The sequence below is a fragment of the Acinetobacter sedimenti genome, from assembly GCF_022601685.1.
In the GTDB taxonomy this organism is placed as follows: Bacteria; Pseudomonadota; Gammaproteobacteria; order Pseudomonadales; family Moraxellaceae; genus Acinetobacter; species Acinetobacter sedimenti.
In genome coordinates this window covers 57,973-72,865 of the sequence record NZ_JAKUML010000012.1, presented here as the reverse complement: position 1 = coordinate 72,865, position 14,893 = coordinate 57,973, and the positions used below count along the sequence as shown (strand labels likewise).

Below are 14,893 nucleotides of genomic sequence, written 5' to 3'. Positions count from 1 at the left end.
TGTTGCACAAAAACAATGCCAAATTGCGGTTTTACTGTGGGATTCAGTTATAATAGAATGCTTTTTAAAGGTATTGAGTATTCTACGTGTCGATCGAGTTTGTTGCCAGTTCAAAATTACCTACTGCACATGGCGAGTTTATCATTAGTGTTTTTCAAGATCCTGAAACAAAAGAAGAACATGTTGCGCTATCTGTAGGATTAGACCAATTTTCTGATGAGCCAACCTTAGTGCGTATTCACTCTGAATGCTTAACAGGCGATGCGTTTTCATCACTAAAATGCGATTGCGGTCCTCAGCTCAATGCGACAATGGAGCTGATTCAACAGCATGGTCGTGGGGCGATTTTATATTTGCGTCAAGAAGGTCGTGGCATTGGTTTAACTAATAAAATCCGTGCTTATGCCTTACAAGATCAAGGGCATGATACCGTTGATGCCAATCTTTTGCTCAATCTTCCTGCAGATGCACGTCGCTATGACATGACCACGATTATGCTGAAACAGCTTGGTATCCATAAAGTTAAACTCATCACCAACAATCCAAACAAAATCCAATCGCTTAAAAAATTGGGTATTGATGTCGTCGATCGTCTGCCATTAGTCGTTGGTAAGAATCCGTTTAACGAAACCTATCTACGCACCAAACGTGATCGCATGGATCATATGTATTAATGACTTTTGTATTAATGACTTTTTGACAGAGGAATACCTCATTCGTCATCTCTAAACGCTTTCTCATTAATATATGAATTAAAACACTTACTTTTTATATGGTTTTATGCTGTAGTATAAGCAGTTGAAATCAATCCCATTTTTGCTACGGTGAATGTCATGTCTACTCCGAATGCTGAGCACATTGAACAAGTCAAAACTTTCCTCCTCGATTTACAAAAACGAATTTGTGAAAGCTTAGAGCAACGTGAGCACGCAGGAGGCGGACAAGCCAAATTCGTCGCTGATGATTGGCGACGTCCTGAAGGTGGCGGTGGTCGCTCATGCGTCTTACAAGGCGGTGAAGTGATCGAAAAAGGTGGCGTGATGTTTTCTCACATCGACATCAAACAACTGCCCGCTTCTGCCACAGCACGCCATCCCGAGATTGCAGGTGCAAAAGCCCAAGCTCTCGGGCTCTCTCTAGTCATTCATCCGAAGAATCCACACGTACCAACTTCTCATGCCAATGTGCGTCTTTTCATTGCAGAAAAAGAAGGTCAAGCACCGATTTGGTGGTTTGGCGGTGGCTTTGATCTCACGCCATTTTATCCCAATGATGATGATTGTGTATCTTGGCATAAAAAAGCCTATGACCTGTGCCAGCCCTTTGGTGATGATGTTTATGCTAAGCATAAAGCATGGTGTGATGATTACTTTTATCTCAAACATCGTGATGAACAGCGTGGCATTGGCGGTTTATTCTTTGATGATTTGAACGAATGGGATTTCGACACCTGTTTTGCTTATATGCAAGCGGTGGGTAATGGTTATTTGGATGCGATATTGCCAATTTTTGAGCATAATCAAGATAAACCTTATACCGAAGCACAGCGTGAATTCCAACTCTATCGCCGTGGACGTTATGTCGAGTTTAACTTGGTGTATGACCGCGGCACTTTGTTTGGTCTACAAACTGGCGGTCGAATTGAGTCAATCTTGGTCAGTTTACCGAATCTTGCAGGCTGGTCGTATCGCCCTGAGTGGGATGCCGACTCGCCTGAAAAGCGTTTGACTGAATATTATCTCAAACCACGAGATTGGGTAGATCAAGTCGGTGCGGTGGAATAATCCTCACAATTACGATTTAATAATGTCCATGAATTCACTTCGATAAAAAAGTAATCTAATGACCAAACAATTCGCCGTTATCGGCAACCCCATCGAGCACTCTCGCTCTCCTGAACTACACCATGCGTTTGCAGAAAAAATAGGTGTAGATTTGCACTATTCAAAATTACTTGCGCCACTCGATGGCTTTGAGCAAGCCGTTCAGGTATTTTTTGCCGAAGGTGGCGTGGGCATGAATGTTACCGTGCCGTTTAAAGAGCAAGCCTTTGCGCTATGTGATGAGCTTAGCGAGCGCGCCAAAATTGCGAAAGCAGTCAATACCTTATATATGCAAGATGGCAAGTTGATCGGCGATAATACCGATGGGCAAGGCTTAGTCGATGCATTAAAAGCAAATGGTTTAGATTTAAATCAAGCCACGATTTTGATCATCGGTGCAGGTGGTGCAACCCGTGGCGTCATCTATCCTTTGGCGCAGGCTGGCGTCGCAAAAATTAGTATTGCCAACCGCACACTGGCTCGTGCAGAACAACTCATTCAAGATATTCAAGCGCATGTGCCAAGCTGTGAATTATCCGCACTTTCACTCGATCAACTGCAAAATGAAATGAATGCGCAGTTTGATATCGTGGTCAATGCAACATCAGCAAGTCTGTCAGGCGATGCGCTACAACTGCCTGTAGGCGTAAAGTTTAATTTTGCTTATGAAATGGCATATGGCAAAGCATCGACGTTTATTGATCAAGCGATTGCTCGAGGTGTGCCGTATGCCGATGGCTACTCGATGCTCGTTGGTCAAGCGATCGAAGCCTTTGCAATCTGGAATGGTGTACGCCCTGAGTTAAAAGATTTTCTATAAATGAATATGTTTTAAGCCAATGTTCCAAGTTAAAAAAAAATCAGCCACTTGGCTGATTTTTTGATTCTTGAGGTTTTATTGCGTTAAGAAAACTTCATATACCGCACGATAATTTTCTGATGAAAAGCGATTCAATGCGGCTTCGCTATATGGACGCAATTTATTGACATCCACTTTTTTCGTATTTAAATCTTCTACTGCGATCTCAGCAATAGTGTGCATAAAGCGTTGATGTTCATCCATTTCTTCATCTGTGAGATATTGGTTGTAGCCTGATTTTTCATCCATTTGCTTATACAAAGTTTCAAAGATTTGCAGATTAGTTTTACCTTGCTTACGTAGCTTTTGAACATCTGTCACGAGTTTCGCTTCTTTCTCAGTTTTTTGTACTGAGTACCAAACATTTTCTGCAAGATATTCATCATAGTACGGCCAGTCATCAGGCGTTTGATCGTATTCTGTTTTTTGTGCTACAGTCAGTGGAAAGCCTTCTTCATCTGCATAATAGTAAGCCGTCCATTTCGCTGTGGTTTTCAGTGCTGACAAATCAAAGTCTTCACGATCTGATTCTTTTAACTCTGCGATCGCTGCATAGTTGTATAAAGCGCTATAGACTTCAACAAAGCTTAATCCTTGTTGCCAAAAACTCTTTGCGAGCTGATCGTAACGCTCTGTTCTCGACCAATACTTACTACGGCTCTCTGCGTCTTTTGCTTCACCTTTTTGTGAATCCTTTGGATCAGCAGTGAATTGCTCAACGATTTTTCCGAGATTCAATACCGAACGCTCATTGGCAGCTTCTTGGAAAGTTACCGCATTGCGTAATTTGCTTTGATCAACACGTGCATTACCGTAGTTACCAATATTCATCACTGCTTTTGCTGTCATATTTTTAATCCCAATTTCATCGAAATTCGGCATTTCAATCAACAGCTCTGCACGCTTCAAACGACCTTCAGCATCAAGTGAGAAATTGGTGACATAGCCCATATCTTCGAGCAACTCTAGATCGCTAAACTCCGCATCACTTTGTTTGATAAGATCTTGATAAGCTTCAGGTTGTTCGGCGACAATCTTTTTCAAATCTTGTGCGGTGATGAGTTGATCAGCTTTTTTGTATTGATCAAATTTTGCGAGCAGTGCTTTATTCTCTTCACGACGAATTTGGTATTCGCTTTTTTCTTCACCACTTAGATCATCGCCATTTAAGACGTCATCACTTGACATATCTTTCGCCAATGCAGGCGGTGGTGCAACGATTTCTTCTACAGCAGGAACGCTATCTTTCGCCAAATCAGTTTCCGCATAGATCGCATCAATACCATCATAGACTCGATACATTGCATCACGTGCTTGTTCAGATGGTTCTTTGGCAATATGTTGTGTACCTAGTGTCTGACCATAGCTCGATTTTTTCCCTAAAGAGAATAATTGATCAGGCGTAATCGGTTGATCAGATTTGAGATTTTTATTCAGTAAAGTTTTTAAATAATCTTGATTGACATAAAAATACAACATGTATTGCGCCAGCATTTTGGCATAGTCGCCTTTGTATTGAATGCGCTCCACAGCTTGATTTTGTTTATCTTCCTCAGTCAATGGTAAGCGCTTATATTCACTTTCCTCAGCCAATGCCGCATTGACGAGCATCATTTCACGGACAACTTCTAATGCAGGTTTGAGGTCAATATCGGTCTTGTCCATGAGCTTTTTAAAATCATAAACCACGTACTGACCATCATATTGTGGGTCAGTCACAATCGGGGATAACGCTGAAATATCCGCATAGACTTTATAGTTGGTAAAGTCTAAGGCAAGCGGTAATTTGATCCATGCTTGTAGATTTTTCGCACGATAGCCAATGGTTGGATTAAAGCTCATCTGGCCACGTTTCAAATCCACCACGCCATCAAACTCATAGAAATAGCGATTCATAAAACTTGCCATTAATACTGGCATAGCTTGCGCTTTATTACTCATTTTTTTAGATGGTGCGCTGTATGGATTTTCAATACCCTCTTTCATCCATTGTTGTTGTTCGCTTGGATAATTAGGTGTGGTCGTCAACAATTCTTTTAATATCTGCTCACGTTGCGACTCTAAAGACATCTCCTCTGCCAATGTTGCTTCATCGGAGGTAGGCGGTGTGCTTAATGCTTTCGAAGTAATGTCAGGCTTTGTCATTTTCCCTGCTTCTGCATGGAAAGACATGTGCCCTGAAAAAGCATAGCTTTGCTTACCCATCATTTGCTCATAGCTATGATAGACTTTTTCATTGAGGGCTTGAGTGTATTGCTTTGGCGTTGTAGCACATCCTGCAAGGGTAATGGTTAAAATTGATAGGCTTAATAATGAGGCTCTCAAAGCACTTCTCCTAGATTGTAACGTGATGCTACTTTGTTAAGACTTTTTTTCGTCCATTGACCATATGAATTATCATTTCTGCTTTATCAGAAAGCATTATAAATATAGATAAAATATAGCTGTCTAAACTTTGAGTTTAACTTTGATTCGCTTTTCTGACAATTTTTACTTACAGTTTAATCAATGCCATTTATTACCAAATATGAATAATAATTCGATGAATCTATATTTGATGCTCTAAGGTCTGTTAAGGATTCATATTAAGCCATTGACTGACCATTGTTGTACCGCCCTTTATCTAGGAAATTATTATGCCAACTTATAAAGCGCCTATACGTGATATTCGTTTTTTGATGAATGAAGTGTTTGATTTTTCTGCACATTATCAAACTTTGTCTAATGGTGATCTTGCTGATCCAGATACCGTCGATATGATCCTCGAAGGTGCTGCTGATTTTTGTGAAAATGTCCTTGCACCGCTGAACCAATCTGGTGATGACGAAGGCTGTACTTTTGACAATGGTGATGTCAAAACACCAAAAGGCTTTAAAGAAGCATATGACCAATTTATTCAAGGTGGCTGGCAAGGTCTGTCATATCCTGAAGAGTTTGGTGGTCAAAACTTACCGCAATCGTTGAACTTGATCAAAGCTGAGATGATGGGTACAGCAAACTGGTCATTCCAAATGTATCCAGGTTTAAGTATTGGCTGTATGAATACCATTTTGCAGTTCGGTACTGAAGAGCAAAAGAATACCTATATGCCACACCTCGTTGCAGGAACGTGGTCAGGTACAATGTGCTTAACTGAGCCACAATGTGGTACAGACTTAGGTCAAGTCAAAACTAAAGCTGAACCAAATGCTGACGGTAGTTACAACATTTCAGGCACAAAGATCTTCATCTCTGCGGGTGAACATGATCTAACTGAAAACATTATCCATATCGTACTTGCGCGTCTACCTGATGCACCTGCGGGTACACGTGGTATTTCATTATTTATCGTTCCAAAATTCATGCCGACTGCTGACGGTGGTATCGGTGAGCGTAATCCTGTGACTTGTGGTTCGATTGAGCACAAGATGGGGATTAAAGCTTCTGCGACAGCTGTATTGAACTTTGACAATGCGATTGGTTATCTCATCGGCGAACCAAACAAAGGTTTGCATGCGATGTTTACCTTTATGAACACTGCTCGTATTGGCACAGCGATTCAAGGTATATGTCATGCTGAGCTTGCATTCCAAGGTGCTTTGCCTTATGCAAAAGATCGTATGTCTATGCGTGCCCTTTCAGGTAAAAAAGAGCCTGAAAAAGTTGCAGACTCGATCATTCATCATGCCGATGTTCGTCGTATGCTCTTGACGCAAAAAGCCATCGCTGAAGGTGGTCGCTCGATGATCTATTACGCATCACAACTTGCCGACCAAATGGCTGATGCGTTGGCGACTGGCGACAATCAAAAATTTGAAGAATATGATGACCGTCTTGGTTTCTATACACCGATTCTTAAAGGCTTCTTGACTGAGCTTGGCTATGAAGCTGCCAATCATGGTATGCAAGTTTACGGTGGTCATGGCTATATCAAAGAATGGGGAATGGAGCAAATCGTTCGTGACTCTCGTATCTCAACTTTGTATGAAGGGACAACAGGTGTTCAGGCACTTGACTTGCTTGGTCGTAAAGTTCTGCTTTCTTCTAAAGGTAAAGTGGTGCGTGAATACACCGCTGAAATCTTGAAATTCTGTGGTCGTCATGCACGTAACAAATACATGCGTCGTTTTATTTGGGATCTGACTAAGATCTGTGCACAGTGGAATACTTTGACACTGCGCCTAATGCTTGCAGGTCGTAAAGATCGTGATGTAGTATCAAGTGCTTCTGTACACTACTTGATGTTCTCTGGTTATGCGATGATGGCGTACTTTTGGGCACAACAAGCGGCTGTTGCATCTGAAAAGCTTGAAAAAGGTGACGGCAAAGAAGAAGTGGATTTCTACAAAGCAAAAATCAAAGTTGCTGATTTCTACTTCGATCAATTGCTTCCACGCTCAGAAGGTCATGCTGAATCTATGGTAAAACCATCTCGTGGTATGACTGGACTTCCAGTAGAACACTTTAGCTTTGATTACTAAGCTTTGATTTTTGTCAAAGTAATCACTTAAAAAACATCAGAACCCTTATTACTTAGTGAATGAGGGTTTCTTTTTATCTTTTATGCAATATACTTGAATCAATTAAAAAAATAGATAATCCGCATTATGGAATGGGTTGATCATTTACAATCAATTATTAGTATCAGTTTGATGCTGTTTTTGATTTTTATATTAATTATGCTCATCCATCCTAAATGGCGTAAAAAAATCACTGAACCTGATATTACGACAAGAAAGCAACCTTCTGTAATCAATTTAAGTGATTTATTAGATATCCTCTATTTACCGATTAAAGCAATCTTAAAACTCTTCTCTAGTTAACCTTCCCACACACCAACTTGCCCATCTTTGAGCTGTGGCACATGACCCAAATGTAGCCACGGCATATGCGAGCCATGAAAGTCGCTACCCACAGAGATTTTGAGATCATACTGGGCAATTAAACGATCGATCATCTGCCGAGTTGCAGGACTTTCATTGCTTGGCGGTAGCTCGATCGCATCGCCACCTGCTTCGCTAAAGCGTTCGATCATATAGCGCACATTGGTCGCAGACAGATCATACTTGGTTGGATGCGCAAGTACCGCAACACCTTGACTATCATGGATAATTTGTATCGCATCTGCCATTTCCACGCCAATAAACGGTACATACGCACGTTTCCCTTCTTTAAGAAAACGATCAAAAGCTTGTTGTAGTCGAGTCACGACATTTCGTTTTACCAATATTTTGGCAATGTGCGCACGAGTAATCCGATCGTCATGACCATCGACCAGTTCTCGTATTTCAGGTAGAAAATCGGTTTTTAATACTTGCTGTAGTTTTTCACAGATCAATAGCGCACGTTCAGCACGATGTTGTTTTTGTTTTTCCAATAAAGCGTGCATTGGTGCAAGACTCTGCATATTCAGGGCAACGATATGCACCGCATAACTTTTTTTGGTACTTGGACGTTGCCAGTAACTGGAAATTTCCACACCACGAATGAAGTTTATGCCAATGTCTTTAGCATAGCTTTCAACAAGAAGGCTTCCCTCCATCGTGTCATGATCGGTCAATGCAAAGGTATCAATCTGCTTTTCTCTAACGAGATCAAGCAAAGCAAATGGCGATAGCTCACCATCAGAATAAAGACTGTGACTATGCAAATCGACTTTTTGAGTATTCTGCGCTGAATCGGCTGTGTTGGCGTCAACACCGTGTAAAACAACACGATCTAAATCGACACTGTTCATACTTTGTATTATGCTATCGCTTCGTTGAAACTAAACTGAAATTGAATTTTACCAAGCTACAGTACCACAAAAAGGGCTGAAGCAGAAAAGGCTCTGTCGCATGAAAGCGTTGTTAGATTATCTTCCGCTGATTATCTTCTTTTATTTTTATAAAACTACCGACCCAAAAGACAATCAACACCCGATGTTGCAGTTTTTAGGCAATGCTGGCAATGTCGATCAAAACCATATTTTGGTGGCGACTTTTGCGCTACTGATGGCGACATTGATCGTCTACGGTTGCTTATTTGTTTTTCAAAAATTTCGCTTGGAAAAACAGCAATGGTTTATCGTGGCAATGACTGTGTTCTTCGGTGGATTAACCCTTGCTTTTAGCGATGCCAATTTTATCAAACTCAAAGCCATTATTATCAATGGTGTGTTTTCCATTGTGTTCTTGGTCAGCCCATTTTTTGGAAAAGAAAAGAAACCACTTATTCAACGGATGTTTGGACCATTCTTAGAGCTAAGTAGCTCAGGTTGGAAAAAACTCAACTGGGCGTGGGCAGGACTGTTTGCTCTGATGGCGGGATTACACACCTTCTTTGCATTCTTATTTATGGATGGTAAATATTGGGGAGAATTCACTGCTTTTGGCGACATGATCGTGATGTTTTCCTTTATCATTATTCAATTCATTATTTTGCGTAAACACTTCAAAAATCCTGAAGCTTGAGAGCCTGTTATGCCATTATTTGTGATTCAAAGCCTTGACCATGACAATGTATTAGACAAACGCATGTCGGCACGACCTGAGCATCTCGCACGATTGCAAGCGCTCGATGCAGCAGGAAAATTGATCGTCGCTGGACCAATGCCGATTGATGCAGACGATACCAGTAAAGGTTTTTTAGGCAGTACCATTATCGTTGATTTTGATAGTCGTGAGGCGCTTGATACGTGGCTTGCAGATGAACCCTATCTAAAAGCGGGTGTCTACAAAAGCGTTGATGTGAAGCCATTTATCAAAGCACTTCCTCAATCTGCGGAACAGGATAAATAATTCAATGACTCAGCAAATTTCTCAAGTTTTCGTCATTGCTTTGGCTATTCTCAGCTTTGGATTAAGCACATCTAGTTTCGCCACAAATCAGGCGGCTATACAACAAAATACCGTGCAAAATAATGCGCAAGGTACTGCGCAAAGTAGTCGAAATACAGCACAAAACACAACAACTCAGCCTGCATCGCCAAGCACACCTGCGCCACTGCGCCAAGCGACTGCGCAAGGTGCAACGGCAACCAATACCGCAAAACCATCTGACGCGACTGCACGTGCCAATCTCAACAAAGCCATTGAGCAAGCCGTTGCAAAGCGTAGCGTAGACATGCAAAAGCGACTGACTCAACTCGAAACTGCCAATCAAACTGCTCTAGCACAAAATCAAGAATTACAATTAAAAAATGACAATCTCACCGTACAAGTCCAAGTGCTACAGAGTGAGCGTAGTGCGCAGATGTTTCTTTATGGCGCTGTGACCTTAGGGCTTGGTGTGATCATCGGTGTGATTCTATATAATTTTATGAGCACACGCCGTCGTCGCTTTTAAGCAAGCTTTCATGTTAATTTTGAAATGAATCATTCACAAAATATTTCACCGATCACCTGTGCTGAGCTTGAATGGCAACAGGTGGATGGTGTGGATATTCCTGTATCCAAACAATTTGGTGATGTGTATTTTTCCAAAGCCAATGGATTACTTGAAACACGCCATGTCTTTTTAAATGGCAATGATCTTAGCGAACGCCTCGCTCAGCTTACAGATGGTGAGCAATTCATTGTCGGGGAAACTGGCTTTGGTACAGGATTAAATTTTCTAGCCTTATGGCAACTTTGGCAAAACGTCCGACCGAATAATAACAGCCGACTGCACTTTATTTCTGTTGAAAAATACCCCTTATCAAAAGCAGATTTAGCACGTGCTTTAGCGACATGGGATGAACTTGCACCAATCTCTAAACGGCTGATCGAGTCCTACCCCTTTGCTTTAGCAGGCTGTCATCGCTTACGTTTCGATGATGAGCGGATTTCATTGGATGTGTGGTTTGGCGATGCCAGTGAATGTTTTCCACTGATTCAAAGTAATCAGACTGTCAACGCATGGTTTTTAGACGGCTTTGCACCCTCCTGTAATCCTGAACTATGGCAAGAGCAAATTTTTCAGCACATCATGCGTCTATCAGCACAGGACACCACCTTTGCTTCATTTAGCGTCGCAGGCGTTTTAAAACGTGCCTTGAAATCTTATGGTGTTGAGATCAATCGCCCGAAAGGTTTTGGGCATAAACGGGAAATGCTAAAAGCGATTTGGAAGAATACAGAAGATCTAATTCAAACCTCAAATGATTCAAAATATAATAATCATAATACCCGAAGAAAATTTGCAATCATCGGTGCAGGGATCGCAGGATTAACAACGGCTTGGACATTGGCTCAGCGTGGTATTACAGTCACGTTATTTGAGCAATATCAGCCCTTAGCAGGCGGTTCAGGCAATCCTTTGGCGATGCTCAATCCTAAACTCTGCTCGATGGATAAAGTTGCCACACATCTGATGACGACCTCATGGCAATATGCTTTGCGCTTTTATCAGCAGTTTGATGCTTTTCAAGCCATGCAGGTTGAACAAATTCACGACACTAAAAACAATATTAAAAAGATCAATGAAGTGCTTTCGCTTCAAGATTATCCCAATGATATTCTCGAAATTATCCAATCAGAATCAGGGCATCACGATACTGGGCAAAGTACAGTTTTACTCAAGCAAGCTGGTGTAATTTCACCACAGCAATTTGCTACGCAAGTTTTAGCACATCCGCTAATTTCTTTAATTCAGAAAAAAGTTACGCAACTTGAAGTTTGTGATGATCAAAAAGTTCACTTGTATGATCAAGACGATAATAAAGCAGAAGAATTTAGCGATGTGATCGTCTGTAATGCGATGGATTTGAATCGACTACTTCCGAACACGCCAAAACTTAAACCGATTCGTGGGCAAGTGACTTGGACAAATATAAAGGGAACAGATTTAAATACACCTTTGAAAAATGCTGAGAAAAATACTGCATATAGTTTTGGTGGCTATGCCAGTCCAATGCAGGACAATCAAACACAGCAACTTATTTTTGGTGCATCATTTTTACCCAATGATGATCAAACTGATTTACGCATCGAAGATCATCAGCATAATTTCGAGCTTTTACAAGAATATCAGCCTAAGCTTGCACAGCGCATCAGCGACAAACCGCAAGATTGGCAAGGACGTGCTGCTTTACGTGCACAAACTGCAGATTATTTACCTTTGGTTGGACGATATGATCGTGTTTCACCAAACATCTATCTATTCGCAGGACTCGGTTCAAAAGGATTTTTATTTGCACCACTCTGTGCGGAGATTATTGTCAGTCAGATATTTAATGAAACTTTACCTGTGCCAAGTAATTTGGCGTATTTACTAAGACCAAATCGGTTTAAAATAAAACCCTAAGACAAAAGTTAAAAACAAATAAACAGTCCTTGTAGAACTGCTTTCTAAAAAATCATTTCGACACTTATCGCACAATGCCACGCTTCGATGCTTGCAACGAATCTACAAGTAATTGTGCTTCAGGTACGGTCGGTATAATCTCATTTTCAATGGTTTCAATCGCTTCTTTCACCGTAAGATTTGAACGATAGAGCAATTTAAAACATTGCTTCAAACCATTAATGGTTTCCTTGCTCCAACCTTTACGACGCATGCCTTCATAGTTCATGCCGTGTGCACTCGCAGGATTTCCCGATACCATCACATAAGCAGGCACATCTTTAATAATCAATGATGCACCACCAACGAGGCTATAAGAGTCGATTCGGCAGAACTGATGAATCCCTGAGTTACCACCCAGTAACACATGATCACCGACATGCACATGCCCTGCGATACCGACATTATTGGCGATAATATTATGACTGCCAATCATGCAGTCGTGCGCAACATGGGTATTGACCATCAATAAATTGTGGCTACCAATTTTAGTCAGAGATTGATCCTGTGCTGTGCCACGATGTAAGGTGCAATGCTCACGAATGACATTGTGATCACCTATTTCCAACCACGTTTCTTCGCCTTTATACTTTAAATCCTGACAGCGTTCACCCACACTTGCGAACTGAAATATTTGGTTATTTTTACCAATACGCGTATTTTCAGCGACAACCACGTGGGTAAAAATTTCAGTGCCGCTGTCAATACTGACATTCGGTCCAATGAATGAGTATGCCCCGACTTTGACATCATCTGCCAATTTTGCACTTGCATGAATAATAGCTGTTGGGTGAATCAATTCAGCGTTTGCCATCATATATCTAATTTTTGTTGAGATAATAAAATTTCTGCCTGTGCAACGATCTTCTCATCAACACGAGCGGTTACATGGAATTTAAAGACACCACGTCTTTGAAATACAAACTGCGATTGTAACACTAATTGGTCGCCCGGTACGACTGGTCTTTTGAAGCGAACATTCTCCATCCCTGCAAAAAGAAAGTTTTCTCCATCTTTTGGGCGTTTTTGGATAATAATCATCCCCAAAATCCCAGAAATCTGCGCCAAAGCCTCCATCATCATCACACCAGGCATGATCGGATAGCTTGGAAAATGCCCCTGAAAAAACTCTTCATTCATGGTCAGATTTTTATAACCTTGAATAAAGCTTGCATCTTCAGAAATCGCTGTCACACGATCAACCAATAAAAATGGATATTGATGAGGCAAGTAGTCTTGAATTGACTGTGAGTGCATTGGCACTGCAGGCAAAACAAGTGTAGTCGCTAATTCAGAGCTTGTTTTTTTTGTCGTCGTTTGGATTTGGTCGTTCATTGGCTTGTTCAACAGTTTGATGTGATTCGAGCTGGTCAATTCGAGCAGTTAAAACTTTAATCTGTTTTAACAACTTATTGATTGGCATTTCTGACAATTGCCTAAATCCAACAACTGCCTTTCTCCATGCAGCACTTTCAAGCAGACCTGTTCCAGAGGAATATGTCCCTGCTTGATGGATAGATTTAGTCACCATCGACATCCCTGTAAGTTGCACTTGATCTGCAATAGTCAAATGCCCTGCAATTGCACTCGCGCCACCAATAATACAGTGTGCACCGATCTTGGTACTTCCTGCAATAGCGGTCTTAGCAGCGATAGCGGTGTGCTGTCCAATCTGCACGTTATGTGCAACTTGTACTAGATTATCAATGATTACACCGTCGTCAATGACCGTATCGTCCAAAGCACCACGATCTATACTACTATTCGAACCAATGCGCACTTGATGACCAATTCGCACACGACCAAGCTGCGCAATACGATGCCATCGTCCCTGATATGGTGCAAAACCAAAACCTTCAGAGCCGATCACCGTATTGGCATGAATACGCACCTGATCGCCAATCGTCGCTTCAGCAAAAATACTGACATGCGACTCGATCCAAGCCGAATGACCAATACTGACATTTTTGCCAATATGTACATGTGGATAAATATAACTATTTGAACCAATCTGTACATTTTCACCAATTACTGCATAATCACCAATCCTCACATTTTTACCAAGCTGTGCGGTTGGATGAATCACTGCAGTTTTAGCAATATTAGAAAACTCGACTGTATCCGCAAATAAATGCGTCAACTGTGCAAACGCCAAATAAGGTGACTCCACCACGATCAGCTGAAACTGAGTCTGTAGTTTTTCCACCAAATCTTTGGACACAATCAGCACACCAGCTTTTGATGCCAATGCCTGTTCAAGATATTTCTCTCCATTGACGAAAGCAATATCTTGCGCAGTGGCTTGCTCTAAGCTGCGAAGTTTTAGGACATTAAATTGAGAATCGCCATGCACAGCTCCCTGTACATGACGACCAAGTTGTTCAAGACTGTAGCTCACTCAGCAGACCTTATTTCAAAGTTGAATTCACCTGTTGTGTCACTTGAGAGGTCAAGTCGATCGATGGATCAAAGCTCACCACAGATTTACGGTCAATAATCATGGTATATCCACCTTGCTTACGCAAAGCTTCTGTTGCTTGCTCGATCTTTGGTGCAAGGGTTTTATTGATATTTGCCAATGTATCTTGTGCACGTTTTTGCATACCTGCTGCATTGGCATTGAACTCATTCATCTTCGTCGCATAATCTTGCTCAAGTTTTTGCAAATCCGCTTGCTTCATCACTTTGGCATCATTTTGCGCTTTGTTTCTTAATGCAGTCAGTTCTTTAGTTAGACGCTCGTGCTTTTGCTGTTGTGGCTTAAGTGAACTTTCTAAGGTAGACATTTGTGACTTCATATAAGTTGTTTCTGTCGCTGCTTTTTGAATATCAACGACAGCATATTTTTCTGCAAAAGCAGTGCTTGAGCCCAATACACCAAGCACCAACGCAGAAGAAACGAATAATTTACGCATAATTTTACTCCCTT

Annotated in this window: 14 protein-coding genes; 8 read left to right on the top strand and 6 right to left on the bottom strand. The window is 41.3% G+C overall.

Features of this window, described 5'->3' with window-relative positions; all coding sequences use genetic code 11:
* Window positions 1-86 precede the first annotated feature (86 nt).
* From ribA to aroE, 3 genes are all read left to right on the top strand, one after another.
* Complete coding sequence (gene ribA / locus MKI79_RS08685) at window positions 87-674, top strand: GTP cyclohydrolase II (RefSeq protein WP_241572177.1); 588 nt, start codon at window positions 87-89, stop codon at window positions 672-674.
* A gap of 159 nt (window positions 675-833) precedes the next feature.
* The gene (hemF, locus tag MKI79_RS08680; RefSeq protein ID WP_241572176.1) at window positions 834-1,784 is read left to right on the top strand and encodes an oxygen-dependent coproporphyrinogen oxidase; all 951 of its coding nucleotides are present in this window, start codon (window positions 834-836) and stop codon (window positions 1,782-1,784) included.
* Between the two features lie 58 nt (window positions 1,785-1,842).
* The gene (gene aroE / locus MKI79_RS08675; protein ID WP_241572172.1) at window positions 1,843-2,643 is read left to right on the top strand and encodes a shikimate dehydrogenase; all 801 of its coding nucleotides are present in this window, start codon (window positions 1,843-1,845) and stop codon (window positions 2,641-2,643) included.
* A gap of 75 nt (window positions 2,644-2,718) precedes the next feature.
* Here aroE and MKI79_RS08670 read toward each other — a convergent pair whose 3' ends face one another.
* Window positions 2,719-5,007, bottom strand: a complete 2,289-nt coding sequence (locus MKI79_RS08670) for a hypothetical protein (RefSeq protein WP_241572169.1) — start codon at window positions 5,005-5,007, stop codon at window positions 2,719-2,721.
* Window positions 5,008-5,318: 311 nt separating this feature from the next.
* Between MKI79_RS08670 and MKI79_RS08665 the strand changes: the two genes are divergently transcribed.
* Complete coding sequence (locus tag MKI79_RS08665; RefSeq protein WP_241572166.1) at window positions 5,319-7,142, top strand: acyl-CoA dehydrogenase C-terminal domain-containing protein; 1,824 nt, start codon at window positions 5,319-5,321, stop codon at window positions 7,140-7,142.
* 338 nt (window positions 7,143-7,480) lie between these two features.
* Here the strand turns inward: MKI79_RS08665 and MKI79_RS08660 are convergent, their stop codons facing one another.
* Window positions 7,481-8,398, bottom strand: a complete 918-nt coding sequence (locus MKI79_RS08660; protein ID WP_241572163.1) for a PHP domain-containing protein — start codon at window positions 8,396-8,398, stop codon at window positions 7,481-7,483.
* 100 nt (window positions 8,399-8,498) lie between these two features.
* On the opposite strand from MKI79_RS08660, the gene MKI79_RS08655 reads away from it, so the two are divergent.
* From MKI79_RS08655 to mnmC, 4 genes are read left to right on the top strand one after another with little or no spacing between them, the layout of a single operon-like run.
* The gene (locus MKI79_RS08655; RefSeq protein WP_241572161.1) at window positions 8,499-9,113 is read left to right on the top strand and encodes a septation protein IspZ; all 615 of its coding nucleotides are present in this window, start codon (window positions 8,499-8,501) and stop codon (window positions 9,111-9,113) included.
* A 9-nt stretch (window positions 9,114-9,122) separates the two neighbouring features.
* Window positions 9,123-9,440: a YciI family protein gene (locus MKI79_RS08650; RefSeq protein ID WP_241572159.1), complete on the top strand. Its 318-nt coding sequence runs from the start codon at window positions 9,123-9,125 to the stop codon at window positions 9,438-9,440.
* Between the two features lie 4 nt (window positions 9,441-9,444).
* Window positions 9,445-9,987, top strand: coding sequence for a hypothetical protein (locus tag MKI79_RS08645; RefSeq protein ID WP_241572156.1), 543 nt, complete (start codon window positions 9,445-9,447; stop codon window positions 9,985-9,987).
* Between the two features lie 24 nt (window positions 9,988-10,011).
* Entirely contained in the window at window positions 10,012-11,925 is a 1,914-nt protein-coding gene (gene mnmC / locus MKI79_RS08640) for a bifunctional tRNA (5-methylaminomethyl-2-thiouridine)(34)-methyltransferase MnmD/FAD-dependent 5-carboxymethylaminomethyl-2-thiouridine(34) oxidoreductase MnmC (protein ID WP_241572153.1), read from the top strand.
* Between the two features lie 64 nt (window positions 11,926-11,989).
* On the opposite strand, the gene lpxA is transcribed toward mnmC, so the two are convergent.
* From lpxA to MKI79_RS08620, 4 genes are read right to left on the bottom strand one after another with little or no spacing between them, the layout of a single operon-like run.
* The gene (lpxA, locus tag MKI79_RS08635) at window positions 11,990-12,778 is read right to left on the bottom strand and encodes an acyl-ACP--UDP-N-acetylglucosamine O-acyltransferase (RefSeq protein WP_241572151.1); all 789 of its coding nucleotides are present in this window, start codon (window positions 12,776-12,778) and stop codon (window positions 11,990-11,992) included.
* Window positions 12,778-13,221 (bottom strand): 3-hydroxyacyl-ACP dehydratase FabZ, encoded by a 444-nt coding sequence (gene fabZ, locus MKI79_RS08630; protein ID WP_241572149.1) that lies wholly within the window; start codon window positions 13,219-13,221, stop codon window positions 12,778-12,780. Before fabZ ends, lpxA begins: the two co-directional genes overlap by 1 nt.
* Window positions 13,222-13,255: 34 nt before the next feature.
* A complete protein-coding gene (gene lpxD, locus MKI79_RS08625) occupies window positions 13,256-14,362 on the bottom strand; it encodes a UDP-3-O-(3-hydroxymyristoyl)glucosamine N-acyltransferase (protein WP_241572146.1) in 1,107 nt (368 codons plus the stop codon).
* Window positions 14,363-14,372: 10 nt separating this feature from the next.
* Window positions 14,373-14,879 (bottom strand): OmpH family outer membrane protein, encoded by a 507-nt coding sequence (locus MKI79_RS08620; RefSeq protein WP_241572142.1) that lies wholly within the window; start codon window positions 14,877-14,879, stop codon window positions 14,373-14,375.
* Between the last annotated feature and the right edge of the window lie 14 nt (window positions 14,880-14,893).

Bases quoted from the DNA above. Each gene is read 5' to 3' on its own strand.
- aroE (WP_241572172.1), top strand. From the start codon at position 1,843: ATGACCAAACAATTCGCCGTTATCGGCAACCCCATCGAGCACTCTCGC.
- MKI79_RS08620 (WP_241572142.1), bottom strand. From the start codon at position 14,879: ATGCGTAAATTATTCGTTTCTTCTGCGTTGGTGCTTGGTGTATTGGGC.
- hemF (WP_241572176.1), top strand. From the start codon at position 834: ATGTCTACTCCGAATGCTGAGCACATTGAACAAGTCAAAACTTTCCTC.
- lpxA (WP_241572151.1), bottom strand. From the start codon at position 12,778: ATGGCAAACGCTGAATTGATTCACCCAACAGCTATTATTCATGCAAGT.
- MKI79_RS08665 (WP_241572166.1), top strand. From the start codon at position 5,319: ATGCCAACTTATAAAGCGCCTATACGTGATATTCGTTTTTTGATGAAT.
- MKI79_RS08655 (WP_241572161.1), top strand. From the start codon at position 8,499: ATGAAAGCGTTGTTAGATTATCTTCCGCTGATTATCTTCTTTTATTTT.
- MKI79_RS08650 (WP_241572159.1), top strand. From the start codon at position 9,123: ATGCCATTATTTGTGATTCAAAGCCTTGACCATGACAATGTATTAGAC.
- MKI79_RS08645 (WP_241572156.1), top strand. From the start codon at position 9,445: ATGACTCAGCAAATTTCTCAAGTTTTCGTCATTGCTTTGGCTATTCTC.
- MKI79_RS08660 (WP_241572163.1), bottom strand. From the start codon at position 8,398: ATGAACAGTGTCGATTTAGATCGTGTTGTTTTACACGGTGTTGACGCC.
- mnmC (WP_241572153.1), top strand. From the start codon at position 10,012: ATGAATCATTCACAAAATATTTCACCGATCACCTGTGCTGAGCTTGAA.
- fabZ (WP_241572149.1), bottom strand. From the start codon at position 13,221: ATGCACTCACAGTCAATTCAAGACTACTTGCCTCATCAATATCCATTT.